Origin of the sequence: Helicobacter himalayensis, from assembly GCF_001602095.1 — a bacterium.
Lineage (GTDB): Bacteria > Campylobacterota > Campylobacteria > Campylobacterales > Helicobacteraceae > Helicobacter_F > Helicobacter_F himalayensis.
Map to the genome: position 1 here is coordinate 1,742,105 of NZ_CP014991.1, position 19,705 is coordinate 1,761,809.

General features: G+C 37.1%; 23 protein-coding genes. 2 read left to right on the forward strand and 21 right to left on the reverse strand.

The genetic code is table 11. The annotated features are described in order from the left end of the window. Positions 1–109: 109 nt before the first annotated feature. From A3217_RS09500 to A3217_RS09570, 5 genes are all read right to left on the reverse strand, one after another. Complete coding sequence (locus A3217_RS09500; RefSeq protein WP_231860237.1) at positions 110–349, reverse strand: hypothetical protein; 240 nt, start codon at positions 347–349, stop codon at positions 110–112. 389 nt (positions 350–738) lie between these two features. Next, positions 739–1,158: a hypothetical protein gene (locus tag A3217_RS09505; protein WP_231860238.1), complete on the reverse strand. Its 420-nt coding sequence runs from the start codon at positions 1,156–1,158 to the stop codon at positions 739–741. A 221-nt stretch (positions 1,159–1,379) separates the two neighbouring features. Then, positions 1,380–1,880, reverse strand: a complete 501-nt coding sequence (locus A3217_RS08305) for a hypothetical protein (protein WP_156471905.1) — start codon at positions 1,878–1,880, stop codon at positions 1,380–1,382. A gap of 22 nt (positions 1,881–1,902) precedes the next feature. Further along, positions 1,903–2,280, reverse strand: coding sequence for a hypothetical protein (locus tag A3217_RS08310; protein WP_066389504.1), 378 nt, complete (start codon positions 2,278–2,280; stop codon positions 1,903–1,905). Positions 2,281–2,689: 409 nt separating this feature from the next. Then, positions 2,690–2,815 (reverse strand): hypothetical protein, encoded by a 126-nt coding sequence (locus A3217_RS09570; protein ID WP_257722271.1) that lies wholly within the window; start codon positions 2,813–2,815, stop codon positions 2,690–2,692. Between the two features lie 84 nt (positions 2,816–2,899). Between A3217_RS09570 and A3217_RS08320 the strand changes: the two genes are divergently transcribed. Then, positions 2,900–3,115 (forward strand): hypothetical protein, encoded by a 216-nt coding sequence (locus A3217_RS08320; protein ID WP_066389508.1) that lies wholly within the window; start codon positions 2,900–2,902, stop codon positions 3,113–3,115. A 43-nt stretch (positions 3,116–3,158) separates the two neighbouring features. Here A3217_RS08320 and A3217_RS08325 read toward each other — a convergent pair whose 3' ends face one another. From A3217_RS08325 to A3217_RS08380, 12 genes are all read right to left on the reverse strand, one after another. Next, complete coding sequence (locus A3217_RS08325; protein ID WP_066389509.1) at positions 3,159–4,334, reverse strand: phage capsid family protein; 1,176 nt, start codon at positions 4,332–4,334, stop codon at positions 3,159–3,161. A gap of 23 nt (positions 4,335–4,357) precedes the next feature. Continuing rightward, positions 4,358–4,960, reverse strand: a complete 603-nt coding sequence (locus A3217_RS08330; protein WP_066389512.1) for a hypothetical protein — start codon at positions 4,958–4,960, stop codon at positions 4,358–4,360. Between the two features lie 10 nt (positions 4,961–4,970). After that, on the reverse strand, positions 4,971–5,330 hold the full coding sequence (locus A3217_RS08335; RefSeq protein ID WP_066387094.1) for a hypothetical protein: 360 nt from the start codon (positions 5,328–5,330) through the stop codon (positions 4,971–4,973). A 77-nt stretch (positions 5,331–5,407) separates the two neighbouring features. Continuing rightward, entirely contained in the window at positions 5,408–5,995 is a 588-nt protein-coding gene (locus A3217_RS08340) for a helix-turn-helix domain-containing protein (protein WP_066387093.1), read from the reverse strand. Next, positions 5,996–6,406 carry a hypothetical protein gene (locus tag A3217_RS08345; RefSeq protein ID WP_066387092.1) on the reverse strand — a complete coding sequence of 137 codons (411 nt, stop codon included), beginning with the start codon at positions 6,404–6,406 and terminating at the stop codon, positions 5,996–5,998. It lies immediately after the preceding gene. Between the two features lie 13 nt (positions 6,407–6,419). After that, positions 6,420–7,001, reverse strand: coding sequence for a hypothetical protein (locus tag A3217_RS08350; RefSeq protein WP_066387090.1), 582 nt, complete (start codon positions 6,999–7,001; stop codon positions 6,420–6,422). Between the two features lie 67 nt (positions 7,002–7,068). Beyond that, complete coding sequence (locus tag A3217_RS09235) at positions 7,069–12,525, reverse strand: putative barnase/colicin E5 family endoribonuclease (RefSeq protein WP_197456889.1); 5,457 nt, start codon at positions 12,523–12,525, stop codon at positions 7,069–7,071. Between the two features lie 9 nt (positions 12,526–12,534). Beyond that, on the reverse strand, positions 12,535–13,491 hold the full coding sequence (locus tag A3217_RS08360; RefSeq protein ID WP_066389513.1) for a hypothetical protein: 957 nt from the start codon (positions 13,489–13,491) through the stop codon (positions 12,535–12,537). Then, a complete protein-coding gene (locus A3217_RS08365; RefSeq protein WP_066389514.1) occupies positions 13,479–14,321 on the reverse strand; it encodes a hypothetical protein in 843 nt (280 codons plus the stop codon). Before A3217_RS08365 ends, A3217_RS08360 begins: the two co-directional genes overlap by 13 nt. After that, positions 14,321–15,154: a hypothetical protein gene (locus A3217_RS08370; protein ID WP_066389515.1), complete on the reverse strand. Its 834-nt coding sequence runs from the start codon at positions 15,152–15,154 to the stop codon at positions 14,321–14,323. The genes A3217_RS08365 and A3217_RS08370 overlap by 1 nt, the downstream gene beginning before the upstream one ends. Positions 15,155–15,226: 72 nt before the next feature. After that, positions 15,227–15,712 carry a hypothetical protein gene (locus A3217_RS08375; RefSeq protein ID WP_066389516.1) on the reverse strand — a complete coding sequence of 162 codons (486 nt, stop codon included), beginning with the start codon at positions 15,710–15,712 and terminating at the stop codon, positions 15,227–15,229. 10 nt (positions 15,713–15,722) lie between these two features. After that, complete coding sequence (locus tag A3217_RS08380) at positions 15,723–17,465, reverse strand: portal protein (RefSeq protein WP_156471906.1); 1,743 nt, start codon at positions 17,463–17,465, stop codon at positions 15,723–15,725. 73 nt (positions 17,466–17,538) lie between these two features. On the opposite strand from A3217_RS08380, the gene A3217_RS08385 reads away from it, so the two are divergent. Beyond that, on the forward strand, positions 17,539–17,952 hold the full coding sequence (locus A3217_RS08385; protein WP_066389518.1) for a hypothetical protein: 414 nt from the start codon (positions 17,539–17,541) through the stop codon (positions 17,950–17,952). On the opposite strand, the gene A3217_RS08390 is transcribed toward A3217_RS08385, so the two are convergent. The 4 genes from A3217_RS08390 to A3217_RS08405 are packed head-to-tail and all read right to left on the reverse strand — an operon-like array spanning position 17,953 to position 19,702. Continuing rightward, the gene (locus tag A3217_RS08390; protein ID WP_066389519.1) at positions 17,953–18,540 is read right to left on the reverse strand and encodes a hypothetical protein; all 588 of its coding nucleotides are present in this window, start codon (positions 18,538–18,540) and stop codon (positions 17,953–17,955) included. Between the two features lie 21 nt (positions 18,541–18,561). After that, entirely contained in the window at positions 18,562–18,912 is a 351-nt protein-coding gene (locus A3217_RS08395) for a hypothetical protein (RefSeq protein ID WP_066389520.1), read from the reverse strand. Continuing rightward, positions 18,909–19,154, reverse strand: coding sequence for a hypothetical protein (locus A3217_RS08400; RefSeq protein WP_066389525.1), 246 nt, complete (start codon positions 19,152–19,154; stop codon positions 18,909–18,911). The genes A3217_RS08395 and A3217_RS08400 overlap by 4 nt, the downstream gene beginning before the upstream one ends. Positions 19,155–19,156: 2 nt before the next feature. Further along, positions 19,157–19,702 carry a hypothetical protein gene (locus A3217_RS08405; RefSeq protein WP_066389528.1) on the reverse strand — a complete coding sequence of 182 codons (546 nt, stop codon included), beginning with the start codon at positions 19,700–19,702 and terminating at the stop codon, positions 19,157–19,159. Between the last annotated feature and the right edge of the window lie 3 nt (positions 19,703–19,705).

The window sequence follows — 19,705 nt, forward strand, 5'->3', positions numbered from 1 at the left end:
CTTTTTCTATCTAAAAGGGATTTTAGAATCTCAAATAATTTAAGTTTCTTTTGCAAATAAAAGTTGTTGATTGTATGTTAGCATAAGATTTTGTTTGTCTGTGCCGTATTTAATATTTATCATTTTCACAGCACACTTTATTATTGTTAAAGTCTGTAAAAATCGCATCATTATTATTGAAGCTTAAAAGCACATTTGCATTATTATTCTGTGTGATTTGCGCGTGAGAGTAGGCGTCAATATAAACAAGATTTTGCCAATTATCAAAGATTTGAAACTCTAAACGATTTTTTTGCAAAGCAGAGTGGCACGATATGATGAAGTTCAAAGCCTTTTGTTTTTGCAACATTATGCTCCGTAAAATAACATTGTTTTTGCACCAAAGAGCGTTTAAGTTTCGCACTATTTTCATAAATGCCTTCTTTACCTATGCGTATATAAAGCTTTTCTTCTTTTTTGTTCCACTCAAAATATGCCATTTGTGTTAAAAGGGTTAAAATTTGTTGTGTTTCGTTTATCCAATTATGAAAATCCCTTTTTTGTGTTTTATCGCCACTAGAATTTAAGGGATTGCAATAGGCTTTTATTTTTTCTATTAAAAACTTTTGAGAAAATTTGCTTAAAGTGCGAAACTCTTTAATAAATTCTATAATTTCTTCGCGTTCATAAATATGAGAATCCAATGCTTGATAAACAAAAGTGCCAAAAAAGAGTAGTTCATAGATTGTGAGATAAGGCTTATTTAGCTATAATATGATTTGTAGAATCTAAAGCCCTTGTATAAAGAATATTCTGCGTAAAAATATCTTTAGCTAATAATAACTCTATGGCGAGTTGGGTTAAAGCAATATATTTTTTGCTTCCATTTTCAAAAGAATTTAAAGCCCTTTTCTTAGCATTAAACCTATTGATTAAACCCATTCTGTGTATATCTACAAAAATATTTTTGCGCAAAGAATCTTGAGTGCTACGTCCCATTTTTGAAGCTATATTATGCGTAAGTTGTGCATACATTTCCTCCCCATTGATGTTTTGGGGTCGTTTGCTTAAATCTGTGGTGCGGATTTGCAATAATTTTTTGCCACAAAGATTATAAATTTCTTGCAAAATAATAAGGATTTCATTTTGTGTGTAACGATTATGTTGTGAAATTTGCACCCCGCGATAATTTGCGCTTTGCGGTCTTTTGACTAGAAAGAATTTAAGTTCTTTTTCCTTGTGATATGCGACTAAAACACAATCACAAGAGAGCCATTATTAAAGAAAACTCTGCATATTGAATGCTTCCATTTTCCCTGCCCTGCCTTTTCTCTGCTTTGAATGTAGCTCTAAGTTTTGAAAGGCGTTTTTTGCTTATGATAATCCCAAAGAAAAATGCGCTAAGCATTAGTTTCGCGCAAAATCCGACACAAAACACAAAAATAGTATTTCAAATAACACGACACTTTAAAAATGCCACGCGCATTATAACGCGTTTTTTTGTAAATCTTGCAAATTTTGCAAATTTTGGCTGGGTTTTTGCAAATCGTGTAAAAAAGGTGGTTCGCGCGTGTAAAAGGGGCGTTGTTTTGGCTTGTAAAAGGTAAGGCGTGGGCGTGGCTTTGGGCGTTGCTCGCGGGTTTTGTCTCTTGGTAGGGCGTTGCTGGCGCGCTCTTGTAATCGTGGCTGGGCGCGTGGCTTGTTTCTCGCGTTTGCTCGGGCTTCTCAAGCTCTTGCGGGCTGGCGTGGCTTTGTTTATTGGTATGGGCGGGCTGTTCTTGGTAATCGGGTCGGGCTTTTGTCTCTCGTTGCTGGCTGGGTTTTGGCTGTGTAGTTTGGCTGGGCTGGCGTGGTTTCCGCTTCCGCTCTCGCGCCTTGTCCTCGCCTTGTTGTTTTTGCATTCTTGCACTGCAATTTCTTTTTTTAAAAAAAACAATTTCCCTGCAAAATATCCCATAAAAATTGCTTGACAATTTTTATTAAAAGCCCTCTTTTCAAAATCTCCAAAAAATAAAGCCCGCGTTTTTCGTGTGGGCTTGTCTCGTGTGGCTGGTCGGGGAGATATGCTGGGGGGGTAGGAAAATTAAATTGTGGGTCGCGGGTAAATCTTGCGGGTTTGTGCGCGCGTTCAATATGCGGGGGGGGGGCTGGTTTTTTGTGGTGGAATGGTGTAAAGTCGTTTGCTTGCAATGCGGGCGCGGGTGTGTTTTCGCGTGGGCTTGCAAAATGTGCGGGGTGCAATGCGGGCGCGTCTCTGCGTTGCGGGTGCGGGCGCGGGTGTGTTTTCGCGTGGGCTTGCAAAATGTGCGTGGTGCAATGCGGGCGCGTCTCTGCGTTGCGGGTGCGGGCGCGGGTGGGCGAAAGCGCGTTTCAATATGCACGCGCGGGGGTCTCGTGGGCTTGCAAAATCGGTAAGCTTGTGGCGCGTTCAAAATGTGCGGTCGTGTTCAAAAATATGCGTGCGCGCCCTTTTGCAAAATCTCCGCGCCCTCACACCTTTAAAGCTCTCGCGTCTTAAAGCCCGCGCATTTGGCGTTGGCTTGCCTCGCCTTGTTTTAAGATATTTCGCTACTGCTTAATATAACTGCTCTGCGCTTTAAGTCCTTAAGCTCTTTATTCTCTTTTCACAAACTCTTAAACGCCACTCATTCACACTCACCCAGCCTGCTAAAACAATCAGCATTACAATTCTATACTCATTAAAAACTCCTTAGCTATAATAAAAAAGCACAATGACCCTCTTTAAAGAGGGTTTGCCTAGCTTCCAAAAAGCTTTGCTAAAGCTAATATATAAAACAATCTGCAAGACAAGCGCAATTAATCTTAGCTTTTTCATTGTGCATTCTCCTTTTACTCAAAATTTAAATTACTTAATTTTGTCAATAATTTATAATTAAATTAGTTTTGTAAGTGGCGTTATATGGAAAATGTAGAGTTCGAAAACAAGCTTAAAGAGTTGGGATTAAGTAAAAAAGAGTTTGTAAAAATTGTAGGTATGCCTTACCAAACGCTTATGAATTGGCGCGCTAAAGGTCAGACACCGATTTGGGTGGATTCTTGGCTAGAATTTTATACAAAAGCAAAAGCCTTTGACGCGTTGCTTGCTTTTCAATCGCGCCTTATGAATAAATCTTAAAAGCTTTTTTAAGGCGCGCGATTGACAAACCGCGCTTAAATCCTTATTCCTTGCTTGTAAAAATTCCTATTGTAGCAAAGTCTTGGTTAGAAAATGGGCTTAACGAGCCTGATTCTAGGCTAAATTTACCCTTTGCCACTGACAAGATTCTATCTGCTCCGCATACGACTTTACGCCCTGCGTCTTGTGTATCATCAATGTAGAAATTTACCGCGTTGCTTCCAGCCATTACAATCGCACTAGCTCCTATCAAAGCACCGATACTTACAGCTTGCGTTCCTGTGTAGAAACTTGGCGGGGTGATTTTTGTTACATTTTGTGTGTCGATATTTTTATTAAAATCCTTATCGCTTACATCGCTATTTAGCATTCCCACTTGCATTTTTGTCCAAACACCCATATCAAGCACAGGGCATCCATCTATCATTCCGACAAGTCCGGTAAAAAGGTTATTTTTCTCGCCTCTTTCGCCAGCACTTGCTTGCATAGTTATCCATTCTTTATCGCTTTTTAATTGTTGGATTTGGTGAGATTCTAGCAAAATAATGTAGCTATTGTGCATAATGCTTAAACCGCCTTGCTTAACTACATCGCTTTTAATTGGTTTAAAAGGGAATGCTTCCTTACCATTTACGCCGATTCCAGCCCTTGCCATAAAAATCGCCCTGCGTAAAAGTTTCACACTGCATACATCGCCAGCCTGAATACTTTTTGTCATTGTTTCGATATTTTTATTAAAAGCCTTAAAGCCTGTCGCTTGGTCTGCTACCACTGCATTTGTGAAGTCGTTGCACAAATGCGCGACAATGTATCTGTCTCTTTTATCCGCGCACCATTCTCCTAAAGAATCAACTGCCTCTTTAACAAAATCAATACTTTGCATTTTAGAATATTGCTTAATCGGGCTTTTAAGCGCGTTTCCGATTACTTTGGGGTAAATCGTTTGATTAAGAATTTCTAGCTCGTCGTAGTTTGTTTCTAAATCTGCGTTGCCCTCTACTCCATCGCCACTTAGCTTATTTTTTAGTCTCGGTCTGTAAGGCTGGTCGTTAGTTACTTCAAAATGCCTTACGCCTCTATCGCCCCCGCGTCCTGTAAAGCTTGCAAAAGGGCTTTTAAGCCAACTTAATCGCTCGATTTCCTGCCCGACTTTTACGCTAATATTTGGGTCGCTTTTCAATCCGCTATAATCAATCGCATTCCAATTTAATCCGCTCATTTTTAAAAACTCCTCTTTAAAATTTAAAATCTATTTGTAGGCAAAGCCTCTGCCTCGCCACCTTGTTGCGTGTTTGTAGGATAGCCACTTACTTGCTTTGGTAAGCTTTCACCGCTTTCCTCACTTTGCCCGCTCTTAAGCTCTAAAAGCGTCTCTAAAAGTTCATTAGGGTTTAACTCTTCTAGCTTGTCTTGCATAGATTTAGGCAAATCCTCTAAATAAAAAGCTATAAGTTCCTCGACATTTACATTTGGGTGCTTGCTTTCAAACTCTTTTTTAGCTTGTAGCAAGCCTTGTAATTGTTCCTCTTGTGCTAATTGTGTTTTCGCACTTCCTAAAGCTTCTTGTTTATCTTGTATCTGCGTTTTAATTTGCTCGTTTTGCATTTGCAAGATTTTTTCAAAAAACTTCTCTTTATCATCAAAAAAAAGCTCTTCTAAGCTCGGGTTATTTTCCACTTCTTTGGCGCAAAATTTCGCAAAGTCCTTTTCAAAACTTTGCATATTTTGTTCAAGCTCGCTTTCTAGCTTGCTAACAATCTCGCGTGAGTTTTCTAGCTCTTGCGTCTCCTCTTGCAGAGCGGGGTTTTCCTCGCTTTCCCTCTCCTCTAAAAGTTCCTCTTGCATATCTCTTTCCTTAGAGTTCTAAAATCGTTGTGCTAGGTAGATAATAAGCAATGCGTAAATTTGCGCCACCTCCTACGTCCCTATTAACTGATGTTCTTACCCAAATTTCCTCGTTCTTGGTAGTTGTAAAAACTTTATTAATAATATGCGTGCCAACTACTGAGCAATCAATACCACTTGCTAATGCTGTCGGGTCATTTGCGTAACCAATATCTGCTAAGCTACCTTGCGCGTTTGCCTCCTCTACTTCAAAGCTAATGTGCGTAACTTCTGCATTTTCCGGTATCACCACAACAGCCTCGTTAATATCTTTGGTAAAATAAATTGTATTTTTAACAAGGTATGTTAAAAAATGGACTCTTTGTTTCATTCCTGCTCCTTTTTTTTAAGATTTGCGCATTATGTAAAATTTTTAATTTTTTTATAAGGGTTAAAAAATCTAGCCCTTTACACTTTGTCTAAAATAAGTTTTAATTCTGCTATGCTAAGGTTGCTTAAGTCGTTGATATTGTCTTTTTCATTTGAGATATTTTTACCATAAAGTGCGTTTTGCATATTTATAAAAAGATTTGCGCATTTTTCTGCACACGCTACAATTAAAGGCTCGTTTTGTGGCTTAGGCTCTCTTTGGTTATAAGCTTGCAATCTTAAAAGTGAATCCTTTGCAATCACCGCGCTTAAAGCGATGTTTTTTTGTATGTAGTTTAGACTCATCACTTGCACTAAGATTTCATCTACACTACTTTCTAATAAATTTGCCCTTATTGTGTCTTCTAGCTCTATATCCACAAGCTTAGAATTTATTTCATTTTTAAGCTTGATTTGTGCGATATTAAGCACTTTATTTGCATTTTCTTTAAAAATAGGATTTTCTTTTGTCGGTATATCTTTCACCGCGCCACCCTTTTCCCACTTTTCACTTTTCACCCAGTGGGCTAAGGTTCGATAACTGACCTTAAAATGCTCTGCGACTTCTTTTATACTTAGATTGTGAGTAAGATAAAAAGCCTTAATTTCGTTTTTATTAGCTATCACTTAATATTCCCTTACTATTCCTAACACTTCCCTTAGTTTTTCCTCGTAAAAAGGTGGGTAAATTGTGTAGCTTAGTTCCTCGTTATTTTCATAAACTTCGCAAAATTCCTTTATGAGCTTTCTTTGTTTAAAAGAGATTTTAGAATGAAAATGCCCTTCTTGCATATAGAAGTCTAAATAAGTTATGTTTAGGTTTTTAAAATCATATTTTTGCACTTCGCTTAATGGTAAAACGCCACTGCCCTCATAAATAAACACTTGCTTACAATCATCTATAAAAGCCCTTATATATTTGTCTGTTGTGGGGACAAAGTGCGCTTTATTAGCTTCTAAGCTTGCGATATGCTCTATTTTCCCATATCTATTGTGATAATAAATTTTTGCGTTTTTTTCAAAAATCACCTCTCGCATTCCCTTTCTCCTTTTAATAATACGCGCTTAAAGTAATAGAGCCTTTAAAGGGGCTGTCGCTTGCTTGATGATATGAGAAAGTAATTTGCGCGCTTTGATTTGGTTGCAAGGTTAAAATATATGTAACCTTTTCGCCCTCTTGTCTGCAGTGCGGGACTGCGTTATGACTCCACGCACCTATGCTTTCTCTTTGTTCTTTTTTATATTTAATGCCTAAGAATCTTTTTCTATGTTCCCACCTGTGAATCCCGCGACTTGCAAGGACTTGTCCCGCTCTTGTGCCTGCGCCTCCGCCTGCCATTAAAATTAATCTATTGTTATGAAGTAGGGTTATATTTGTGCCTAATCTGCCTGCGTTTGTGTATAAATATTGTGTGTAAGTAATATTTGCGTCCCAAAGTCTCGGGCTTTCGTAGCTTGTCGGGTTTGTGTCTCCACTGCCTGCATTAAGCGCGCATACTACATCAACAGAATACCTGTTAGGATTGTTAAAATTTATTACTTTAGGCGCGTTTTGTGTATGTGTATAATGATAAGTCCAAAGCCTTTTTTCATCATTATTTCCGATAAATCGTTTTTCAGTGCGTGGAATCATTGCGAGTTCCTTTAAAATTTTAAAGAAACTCTAAAATATTTTTTAAAAAATTATAAGGGTTAAATTTTTAGCACTCTAACTTATCAATTTGAGCTAAAAGGGCTTTGTGTATTTCTTTAGCGTTCTTATTTTTGCTTAAATCAAATCCCGCTAACTTCGCATAATATAAAAAATCATCATAATCGTTTATTTTTATTTCTCCCATATCAAATACTTTTGGTGTATTGTGCGTTAGCTCTTGTTGTGTTATAATCTCTTTAGAGTTGAAAGGGAGAGTCTCCCCTTTTGTAAAGTCGCTAGCAGTGGATAAACTTAGCGACTTCTCGTCATAATAAGCTGTTACTATCCACTTATTTGTTGGCTTACCTTTCCAATTTGCCTTTAATCCTACTCTAAACCCATCTTTTTTAATCGTTAATCTACCTAGTCTATCTTTTTCTATTTCACCTTGTGTGATAATCTCATTGAGTCTTTGGGGTATATTTTCAAACTCGCTTCCGTGCTTATCTATTATATGCGCTAGTCCATAGCCTTTGTGGTTAGCCTTATCTGTAATCTCTCCCCAAACAATGCTAATGTCTCCGCTTCCGCTTAACTCTTCTAAGTCTTTGCGATAAAACGCGCCTTGCACTTGCCCCTCTTTTGTGCTTAGTAAGTGCTTGAGTGCCTCTGCGCCTTTGTGGTAAAATTCTGCATAGTTTGTTCCAAAGTCTGCAATTATTCCCTCGCGTCTCTCTAGCTCTTTTAAAATACTTTGTATCTCTGCTAAATCCTCTTTTGTTACACTTCCGCTTCCCACTTTGCTATAAATCACTTTATCTTTTTGCAAGGCTTGTAAAACTTCGCCCGCGTTTAAAAGCTCTGTGTTTTGGCTTTCAATTTCCGCGCGTTTGTGTATAATCTCGTCTTTTAGCACACTTTCATTACTTGCAAACTCGCTTATATCTCTTTTTACTTCATCATTTATAAAGGCTTCGCCCTTTGGATTTATCGGGCTTTTGGGACTTGGCGTTGTAAATGTCGGATTGTCTAATATATCCAAAGTTATCGCTCTTGGGTATTTTAGCTCTCGCACTGCTTTTTTTAAGTGAAACAAAACCGCGTCTTTATCTCCAATATAAGGCACTCTAAAGAAAAGGCCTTTAAAAAGTTTATTAGTTAAAAATACTCTTGCCCTGCCCTCTAAAGTCGTGCTTAAAGCCCCGTTCCCGCTTGCGCTTTTATAGCCTTTTGCTCCGCTTATTTTATTTGCAAATTGATAAATATTTGCAAGTTCTTTAAAGATATTAAGCGCGTTTTGTGCCTTTGGGTGTAAAGGCAAGGCTTCTAAGCTCTCAATATCTTTTAAGGCTTTACTTAGATTGATTGTGCTAATTCCATTGTTGCTTTTTATATGTCTTTCAAGCGCGCGGAAAATCATTAAAGTCTGCGTTGCTTCTTGCATTTGTGGATTAAACTTTGCAAAAATCGTATTTTCTAGCCCTTGAATTGAATTTACCCACTGCTTATCTAGCACTGCATTTTTCCACTCTTCAATGCTTCGCATAGAATTTATTGTGCTTTTTTTAGGCTTATCTAAAAAAATTGCTTTTGTAAGCTTATCATTTAATCGCTTCTTTATGTCTGCATATTCGCTGTTTGCTTTTCTAAAGTTTGTCAATAACGCCCTTAAGCTTTCCTCTTGTTTTGTTAAAGAATCTGATGTTTTTTGTGGTAAAATGGTGGTTGTCGGGTTTGTAGAGAATAGTTCTCCTGCATAGCGTTCGCTCTTAGTAGAGTCGATACCCTTACTAAGCCCGCGCTTTTTATAAGAGCTAATTATCCAAAAAGGCGTTTTTTGTCCTTTCCAATTATCCCTTAATCCTACGATTTCATCTTTTAAAATAATATTTGGTCGCCCTTTGTCATCTACAAAAAAACTTCCCTTGTTTATAATATTTTCTAAATTTTGTAAAACTTCGGGGTGATATTTAGCAATTTTGCTTAAGCCATATCCATCACTTCTCCCGCTTCCCTCTTTTCCCCAAACAATGCTAATGTCTCCATTTCCGCTTAACTCTTCTAAGTCTTTGCGATAAAACGCGCCTTGCACTTGCCCCTCTTTTGTGCTTAGTAAGTGTTTAACTGCCTCTGCTCCTTTGTGGTAAAACTCTGCGTAATTTGTTCCAAAGTCTTTTGTTAAATTATCTGTGTTAAAATGCGCGTTGGTGTTAGTCATATGGCTCTCAAAGCTTAGGCTTGGGGTTTCGTGTCTGGGACGTAGGCTGTGGGACAACACCTCAGAATCTAGATTGGAGGTTGGAGATTTCACAGGCTTTTTAGCCTCGCCTGCCTGCACTCTAAGTTCTCCTATAATGTGTGCGCCTTTTTGTATTTCCTCTGCTTTTAAAAGCTCTTTTTGTATATATTCTATATCTCTTGTTTTAAAGTGTGTAATAAAAGTCTTGTCTTTGTCTTTTGTAACTAAAAGATAAAAATAAGGGTCGCTTTTGTTTCCCTCGTCTTTAAACTTCTTAAGATATTTTGTTTTGTTATCTGTTACATATTGTATATGTGGATTCTTAATCGTGGTGTCTAATAAATCAAAAAGTCCCTCGCGCGTCAGCGCGTCCGCTCTTGTGCTTAGATGTTGTTTTAAGTTTTGCACATTATCAAATCTAGCTAAAAGCTCTTGTATTTGATTAGAATCTAAATCTTTTCTTGTGATATTTTGCGCGTTCAAGCTTTCAAGCGGGTTAAAATCTTGTTTTGTTAAAGAATCTGATGTTTTTTGTGGTAAAATGGTGGTTGCAAGTTGAGGGCTTGGATTATCTTTAATCGGCTTGGCTGGGGTTGCGATTCCCTCTAGAGTCTCGGCTACTTTATCACAATTTGTAATATCTCTTATTATCTTGCTTAGTTTTGTAGTTGGGTATCCTGTAATATTAATTTTATCGTTATCTTGCGTTATAGCAATATAATATAAATCCTTGTTTTCTTTGTGTTCATAAGCCTTAATGTATTCTTTTCTCTCTCCTTTTGCAGTAGAAGTATTTAAGATAATATGCGGGTTTGTCTTTGTGTCTTCAAAAAGCTTTAAATAATATTCCCTTTGTGCTTTATCTTGCTTGCTACTAAAATGCGCTGTAAGGTTTTCTAAATCTTGCGTGCTTATTTCCTTAGGCATTGGGTCGGGTTGTATAGTTTTAAGCTTTAAAATCGCTTCTTGTTTATCAATGCTTAAAGCCTTAAATTCCTCGCCTTTAGTGTAAGTTTCAATCGCTTTGCTTCTTTTCTCTTGTGTTTTTAGCTCTTTATTCTCTTTTATCTTTGTTAAATTATCTGTGTTAAAATGCGCATTCCCTTGCGCATTATTTAGTCTCAGCTTTGCAATCTTTTTTTCTATCGCGTTGCTTATGGTTGTATCTATCGCGTCTTTTAATAATCCCATACTTTCATCGATTCTAAATTTCTTTAAAGTGTTAGGATTATCATTGAAATTGCGTAAGATTTGGTTTAAGTCCTTGCGCTTTTCTAGGGCTTCTTTTATGGTTATGTCGCGCCCTTCTAGGTTTTTTACTTCGTTTATTAAAAGTTTTGTTATATCGCTATTTATTCCAAAATCTTGCAAGGCGGTGTCTGCAAGTTTTTTAAAAGGGCTTAGCAAATCTAGCTTTTCTCCATCTAGTCCCTCTTGCAACTCTTGCACTGCTTTTTTATATTGGTTTTTTGCCTCTTGTTCTGCTTCTTGCACTGCTTTTTGAAACACTAAAGGAAGTTTAGGGTTTTGTTCATCTTTTACAAAAGCTTTAGCAATTTCTTTCTCGTAGTTTTGTGAGAGTGCTTTAAAGTCGTTTGTCATTTTATCTAAAGCTTCGCTTAAAATCCTTGCTTCTACATCATCAAGTTGCCCTGCTAAAGAATCTGCTAAATCTTTGTTGCGTAAAACATTTGCTAAGAGTTCCTCGCGTTTGTATTTCACGCCAGAATTTTGCGCGTTTTGATTATCTATAAAGTTTAAAGGCAACTTTTCCTTTATCTTGTCTAAGATTTTTTTAGTTCCGCTTATGTCTTTAAACTCTTCTCTTATTTTTACATCGCTTTGGGATTGTAAAAACGCCTTTGTATTTGCCTTTCTTTGCGCTTCTTTTGTGTGTTTTTTTAATGCTCTATCAATCGCGCCGATATTCTGCCCGCTTAAAGTCTCACTAACTCTGCCTAAGATATTACCGACTTGCTCTTTATTATCACTTGGTAAAATCTTTGTCCAGCTTGTATTTTTAACGCCCTTAACTACCGCGCCTACGCCTTGAAATACCAAATCGCCCGCGATATTAAAGCCCGCTTCTTGCGCGCCGTGCAAAAGGGCTTGAGCAATAGAAAAATCTTTATTTTCAAAGTATAAATCTGTTAAAATACTATCAACTGCACCACCTGCAAAGCCACCTATCGCGCCCCCTGCTATCATTCCACCAACGCCCTTTTTTGCGCCTTGCATTGCGCCTGCGATTCCTAAAGCGAGCGAGCCTTTATTATCCTTTATCACGCCTATTAAAAAGTCGTTAAAATTTTCATCAACTGCAAACACCTTGCCCTCTTTGACAAAGTAAAGATTATTTTGATTATATGCAATTGCGTCAAATCCAAACTCTTTTGCAATCACTTCATAATCTTTTAAAGCCTGTGCTTGTTTTTCCTCTAATGTTTCACTATTCCACAAATCCCTTAAAAACTGCTTACTAGGTAAAATATTCTCTAGCATTCGCGTGGCTTTTATTGCATTAGAGCTTAATTCCTCTGCGCGCACTAAGTTTTGAAACTGCGCATATTCCTCGCTTTCATCTTTAAAAAGCGTGCTAAAAAATCCTAATTTGTCTTTTATAATCTCCTTATCCTCTTTTCCTAAACTCTCCAAAGGCTTTTGCGCTTTAAAAAGTTCATAGGCTTTCACTGCCTTATCTAATTCCTCTTTTGCACCATTATTATTTGTCAAAATGTCTTTAGCTAAACTTAGCGTGCCTCTTTCATTGTAAAGCACATTACTTAAAGCGGGCGCGCTTATTCCTCTTTTTTCAAGCTCTTTGCTATCGATACCCGCTTTTTTTAGCGCGTTAAAAACTTCCTTGCCCTTTTCTTGCTTTTCTTTGTAGCGCGCGTTATCATATCCTACAACACCGCTTAAAATATCGCTTGCAATATCCTTGCCCTTTTCTGTTATGCTTTTTTCTTGCTCCTCTCTTTCGTAATCTTTTAGTTTTGAAATCGCGCGATATTGGCTTGCCTCTTTGCTTAGCAAAGATTCTAAACTTTGGCTTGGATTGTTTAGATTTACATTAAAAGCGGTATTTTTTAAGCTTTGGTAAGTTTGTTTAATTGATAAATCTTTGAAATTCTCCCATTCTATATCAGTGTCTAGCTTTTTTAAATTCTGCACGATTACATCGGGCTTTAATCCGCTTAGCTCTGCTTTTTCAAAATTAAAGCTTGCGTAACTTTTAGCACTGCTCGCGCTTGGTCTTATATTAAGTGGTGTGGTCTCGCTCATTTTTTCTCCTTAAATATCTGCTATGTCCATTAATCCCATTAATTCCGCGACTTCTTTGGGGGTGAATTTCCTACCCTCTGCTTTTGCGGTTTTTATAATCTTATTGGCACTTTCTAGGTTATAAATATGTGCTTGCACTGCGTTTATTTGCTCTTGCCTTGCTCCGCTTCCTTTGTAATTTATCATATCCGCTTTTAAGTTTAGCAAGGTTTTATCGATAATGCGTGAAATCGGGCTTAATGTGCTTACTTGGTTTTCAAAGGTTTTTATCGCGCCTCTTGCGTCCTCTGCATCACTTGCAAAAACTCTCCTGCCTCCGCCTGTTTGTGCATACATTAGATTATTCCTAAGTCCTGCGGTTGCAAGTTCATAATCACGTCCGCCCTTGCTTTGATAAAATCCACCTGTAATGTTTATACCCATTTTTTTCAGCGCGTCCTTTGTGCCTTTATCTCCCATTTGTAAGGCAATCAAAACAGAATCTTGGGCGTTTTTTATCCCCCCTACAATGTTTTCCATGTTTTTTTTGTAGCTTTGGACTCTGTGCGTGTTATCGCTTGTTAAGTCGATTTTGTGAAATACATATTTTGGGTCAAGTCCTAATCTTTTTGCCATAAACGCGTCAAAAAGTCCTAATTCTTTTTTATTATCAAAATATCCTATTCCTGTGTTTCTTACTTTTTGATAATAGCTTTTTTGGCTTACTTCCTCAAAGGGCGTTCCCTCTTGCAATACATCAAAAGGCTTTTTTGCCTGCTCTGTAATTTCTTTATTTAGCTCTTTTGCAGTTTTGGCATTATCAAAATCAAAGCTCGCACTAAAAGCGTCGTAATTATTCAATTCCTCTTTTAGCTTTTGTTCATCGGCTCTTTTTTCTTTCAAAAGTCCTAAAGGTTTTTTTACTATTTCAGACAAGCCCTCGTAAAATTTCGGCTTTTCTTGTGTTTGTGTTTCTAGTTCCTGCATACTCTCTCCTTTTTATCTCGCACTTCAATTTCCACGCTTTCGCTTAATGTTTTGCTTCCCTCTTTCACCTTAAAGCTAACGCAATAAGTCCCCGGCTCTTTTGCGTAGAATAAAAGCACTTTTGCGTCTTTTAGTTGCGTGCTTTGTGCTTCTTTTAGAAACTCTTGGGCTGGTTTGCTATTTACATAAAATTCATGGCTTGCATTTGAGTAAATGCTAAAGCCACAAATTAAAGTCCGCTCGTAAGTATTTAAACTTAGCTTTGGTGTGTAGATTCCAATCGGTTTTGTTCCTAATCCTAACGCCTCGTCTCTTGCTAAAAGGCTAAAGTTCTGCAACATTGTATTATATTGACTAGGTAATGCACTGCTATCAATCTCTCTAATAATATTTAACACGACTTTGGAAATACTACTTAACGCGCTTCCCTCATTCAAGCTCGCGCTATTATTTGCAATTGCATTCATTGCTACATTAAAATATCCTACATAAGCATTCGCCTTATTTATCGCGGCGTTATCAACTACGCTTCGCTTAATGCTTTCGGCTTGGATTATCCCACTTAATGCGTCTGCGTAAGCTTTTAAGTTAGCTATGCGATTTTGTGCAATGACCATTTCTAACTCTAAAAGCGTTTTTTTCTGCATTAAGCTTAGCTCTGTTTCTTTAAACTGCATTTCTTTGAGATGAAAAGTTGCATTCAAGGCTTCTTTTAAAAAATCTATTTTGTTTTGTGCTAAATCTGTGCTTGATACTTGCCTTAAAAGTGAGCTTGTAGCAATTGTCTCTAAAATCACTCCAAGATTATGGCTAAACTCGTTTATATTCATTATTTACTCACTAAGATATTTTGCTTTTTGATTGGTGGTTTTTCTTGCTTTTGTATTTGTGATTTGCTAAACGCTAAGCTTTTTTCTCTAATTTTCTCACTGATAAAATATTGAGAGTTGAAAATATCCGCGCTTAAAACGCGTAGCTTGCTTTGATAAAGTTGTGTTAAAAATGTATGTGATGACAAGATTTTGTTATAAATCTCTTGGCTTTTATTAAGCACTGCGTTTTCTATGACTTCGTTTGATTTGGTTAAAAAGCCTTGCGTTGTGTTCTCTACACTTTCTAAAATATCGCTTCTTAAGTTTGCTTGCACTTGTTGTGTAATCTCTTGTGTATCAAGCGGGATTTTTTCATAATCAATACTTGCACTTATATCAAGGTTTGCGATTTTATCCTGCGTTGCTTCTTGGATTGTTTGGGTTAAAAGCTCTCTAAATTCCTCTTTTTCTAGTAACCACTCGGGCGTGTTTCTTAGATAGGGTTTTAAAAGTTCTAGTATTTCATCGCTTCTCTCTTGGATAATATTGCCTAACTTTTGGGCGTTAAAGCTTTGTAATTGCTCTTTGCTTGTTCTTAGTTCTTGTTGTAAATTCTGCTCTATCCTTTCATTTAAGGCGCGTTCCTCGCTCTCAATCCTCTCTTTTACACTATTTAAAAGCTCGCGCATTTCCTCTTGGTTATTTGTGTTTATTTGTTCTTTAAGGGTGTTTTTGGTCTGTTCTAAATCCTCTGCTATTTCTTGCTTAAAATTATTTTCAAAGGAATTTAAAAGCTCTTGGGCTTTGTCTAGCTTTTGTTGTAATTCTTTAATGTGTTCTTGTATAAGCATAAGTTCCCTTTAACTTTTCTCTTAAGTATAGAATGAAAAGCACAAAAAAATAAGGGTTAAATTCTCCGCTATTTATTCCCTGTTTGTTGGCAAAGCTTGGTTTTCAAGTGGCATTTCTTGGTTTTCCTGTGCTTTTGCGCGGGCGTTTTCTCTTATGGTTTTTATTTTATCCAAAGCGGTGCTTAAAATCCCTTTGTAAGTTTTATCAGAATAGCCATTATCTGCATAAAACTGCGCGCGCTCATTTTCAAGCTCTGCATTTATGCGCTTTTGCTCGCTGGGTAAAACACTGCCCCATTTATCTTTTTTCGCGCTGTCCATTTTTTGCAATCTACTCATAAAGCTTTGTTCGTTGTAGTTTTGGGCGATATTGGCATTTTTTTCTTGTTGCAGTCTTTGTCTCTCTAGGGCATTTTTTTCGCTATTTTCTACAATCGCGCTTAGAGTATCAAAAGTCTTATTTAAATCCGCTTTTTGTAATTGCAAGGCTTCGATTATTGCCCTGCTTTCTCCCTCTGTGCTTTTTTGGTTTCCTAAACTTGCTAAAATATTACTCATAAAAAACTCCTTATCGTAAATCAATCTTATTTAATTGTTGCACATAGGTTTTTGGATTTTGCTTATTTTGTGTTTGGTTAGTGTTTTGTGTTTCTGTTTGGATTTGCTCTATTATGTTGCTTTGGCTTTGGGCTTTATTTGCCTCTGCTTCTAGTTTAGCGATTTGGGCTTTTATTTTTTGCATTTCTAGCTCTAGCTTTTGGCTTTCTATCTCGCCTTGTCCTTGCGCGTTTTGTGTTGCGCTTTCATCGGCTTTTGCTAAAATCTCCTCTATATCATCTACAATTTGGCTGTCTGTATCTTTTAGCATAAGTGGAAGTAATGTTGTGATAATATCCGGTCTTATGTTTGAAATAGTTTTGAGTATCTCGCTCCAGTGTGCAAATCTCTCCTCTCTGCCCTGTGTTTTTAGCTGTGTAGAATACACTAAGTCAAAAGTGCCTATTTTAATCGTGTTTTCTGCTTGCGTGTTAATATTAAAATATCTATCACCGCGCCTTTTTTCTGTGATTTTAAAAACTTGGGCTTTTGTGAAATAGTGTTGTATAAAGCTTAGCACTTTTTCATAAAGCAATCTATCGCAACTATCGCAACTTAATACAAAATATTGCAATCCCAAAAGTCCCGCGTCTCTCCTTTGCGCGATAGCTACGCCACTTTGTCTATTTGTCGCTTGAGCTAGGGCTTCATCATTTAGCCCGCTTAGGATTCTAGCGATATTGCGCTTTTGTTCGCTTTTCATACTTAGGGCTTGTATGTCTGCGTGGTGTTGCACAAATTGTATTTTATTTTCCTTTAGGCTTCCGCTTCTCACCCCGACAATCGCATTATCAAGCGAAATATTTTCTACAAATTCATCAATATCATTCACCGCGTCTATTTCATAAAGGGCTTTTATCGTTCCCATCATATTTGCCATTTTGTTTTCTGCGAAGTTGATATAATCTTGTATGGGTTTTAAATCTCTAAAAAGCCCATAATATTGGTTTTTTTCATCGATGTTATATTTTGCCACTATGAAAGGGTGCGTGTTATTTTTAAAAGGCATTATTTCATAGCTATAAATCCCGCCTTGTTTATGCCAAAGGTAGCGATTCCAGCTAAAGCCCTCTTTTGTGTTTTCATTGCTTTCTTTAAACCAACTCTCAATTAAAAACACTCGAGAATCTACAATGTCCTGCCTGTCAATGTAAATGTCTTTGTCTTTTCCTAGAATTGCCTTTGCTTGATGTAATGGAATATGTAGCATTTTATGGAATCTTGTAGCGTCGGTCGCGTTTTTGTCTGTGCTGTAACAATCAATCAAAAAGCTTTCGCTAGGGATATGCTTTAAAGGTAGGTGATAATTTCCATCAAAGTCTTTCTCTACCCATAATTCTAAAACACTAAGTCCCATAAGTAAATCAAAATCGCGCTTATACATTTCTTTTTCGTAAAAGTTTTGTTGATTAAACACTTTTAGCAAATCAGTTAAAAGATTTGCTAAGTATTTATCTTCCTCTTGTCTCCCGCTTACTTTTATTTCTGTCGCGCTTTGTATTTTATAACCCAAAATCTTATCGCATATCATTTTAAAGATATTTTCACAAATAGGAATCTGCCCGCGCGCTTGGAGTTTGCTTAGCTCTTGGTCTTGTAGTTGGTGTCCATGATAATACGCCCGCGCGGTTTTTAGTTCATCTTTGGCGCGGTATGATGCAAAATTATCACTTTCAAAGCTTTGTGTTAGTTCTGCAAGTGTTTTTCTTTCCACAAAAGCCTCCTTTATTTATTTCCTTTTGCGTTATAATGGTAAAAATTCAAGTTTTTTAAAAGGGTTAAAAGTTATGTATATGTTAGGCAGTGCTGTGGTTGTAATTGGGTGCATTGTAGTGGCTAGGCTTATCTTTTATCAAAAGGGATTGGTTAAAGCTAAGGTAATAAAAAAAGAGCGGTCGGGTTTTGGCAAACTCTTGCAAAAAGTAAAAAAAGAATTATCATTGGAATTTGACAAATTCTTGCAAGAAATAAACCCGCCCGCTACAAGTGAAGAAGAAAGTCCGACCTCGAGCTTGTGTTGCGAAAGTGATAAAGTGGATAAAACTAAGCAAAGTAGTAAGTATGAAATTGTTAAGATACACGATGACAAAGAATTTTCTACCTTTAAAATAAGGCTTGCAAGCGGTAAGGTGGTGCTTGTGAAAAAGGATAAAAAAAAGAATGTATATTTACTTGACTCGTGCAATCCGCAAGCAAAGTAACTACATTTGCGCCCTGCTTTGTAGGTATTGTGGATTTAAGCCCGATTTTAAAGTGCGTAGGTTGTTTTTTTCCTCGTTAAATCGCTCTTTGTAGAAAAGTAGCCTTTGTGGGTTTGCAATATCATATTCGATAAGTAACAATTCACAAAACGCTCCTAAAGCTAAAGCGTGCGTGTAAGATTCATCTAAAATAAGCTCGTCGTCTTTTTCATCTAAAGGCTTTGCAAAAAAGGAGGCGATAAGCTCTAATTCTCCGCTTGCAAAGCTCCCGCTTATCGCGTAAATATTTTTTTGTTTATGATAAAGCGCGGGTGGGTTTTTAAACGCGGTTGCACTTTGGGCGTAGCTTAAAGGGATTTTATTAAGCGTGAGTGTGAAAATTGAAGCAATCGGCGTTGGCGTGATTATGTCGCTATTTTCTTTTGCCTCTGTTTTAAAGGTTTGTATATTTTCTCTAAATTCTCTTATCAATGCGTTTTGCGCGCGTGAAATATAATCAAGCAATAAATTATCACTATAAAGGGCGGTTCTGCAATCCTCGTCCCTTAAAAGCGCGCGTAAAATCATTATAACTTGTCTTGCTTTCACTTCGGACCTTTAAAGTTTTTTTTACATTCTTTGCGTTGGTAATTCTTTTTCTTTAGATGTATCGCCTCGCGGTGTCGCGGGCGCGGTTTGGTTTGCGTTGTTTGTCGCGGGGCTTGTCGCGTTTAAGTTAGGATTTGGTGCTTGGGTTTTGTGGCTCTCAATCTCTCCAAAAGCCTTTCCTAAAGTAGCAATCCCGCTTTTTTGATTGTTTAGTGTGGTGTTATATTTTTGCTTTTCCCATTCATTCATTGCCTTTTGCTCTTGTAGCTGTTCTTTTGCTACTTTTAATTGCTGTTTTCCTAATTTGTAGTTTAGTATCCCGCTTGTAAGCGTTCCTACTCCTTGAAAAATCCCACCTGCTAAATCTGTCATTGTTTGTCTCCTTGTTTTAGAGTTATTTTAGAATCTGTGATAGTGATGTAAAACACTTCATTATCTTTCGTTTTATACGCTTTGCCTTTCATTCCCGCTTCTTTAAAAATATCTAATAAATATTTTTTTACAATCTCAAAGCTTAGCGGTAAAACTCCGGGCATTTTTTCCCTTTCTGTAAGTATTTTAAGATTTTCTAAATCTGCTTTTCTTATTTCCTTTGGCATTGGCTCTATTTTCATTTTTATCCTATCTGAAAGCCGATTGCTTCTAATTCTTGTTTATTTCTCGCTTCGAAAACTCTTTGCTTTTTATTCTGCAAACTTGCTAAAAGCGTTGCGTATCTCGCATTGTAAGAAGTGTTTTTTTCTATCACTTTAATGCATAAGGATTCAAGGCTTATCCCTCTCTCCTGTGCTAAAGTATATAAAAAAAGTGCGTTTTGTGGGTTTCGATTTTGCATATAATCTTTTGCTTGTGTGTATTGTAGCTCGTAAGTGCTTTTTTCATACTCGCTTAAAAGTTCATTATCTAGCTGTAAAATCTTTTGTTCAAAAATAAAAATAAGTTGCGCTAAATGTTCCTCTTTTAGCTGTGCTAAGCTCGGCGGGGTTAGGCTTCCATCATCATTTGCCCTAAGTCCCACTGCAATAAAATCCCTGTTGCTGTTATTTATCTCAATTACTTGTATTTGTTCCTCGTTCCACTCTGCATATTTCGTGTTGTCAAAAATCTCACTAACTACGCCATTGCTAATAATTGCATATTGTTTGCCGGCTTCTGCTCTCATTTT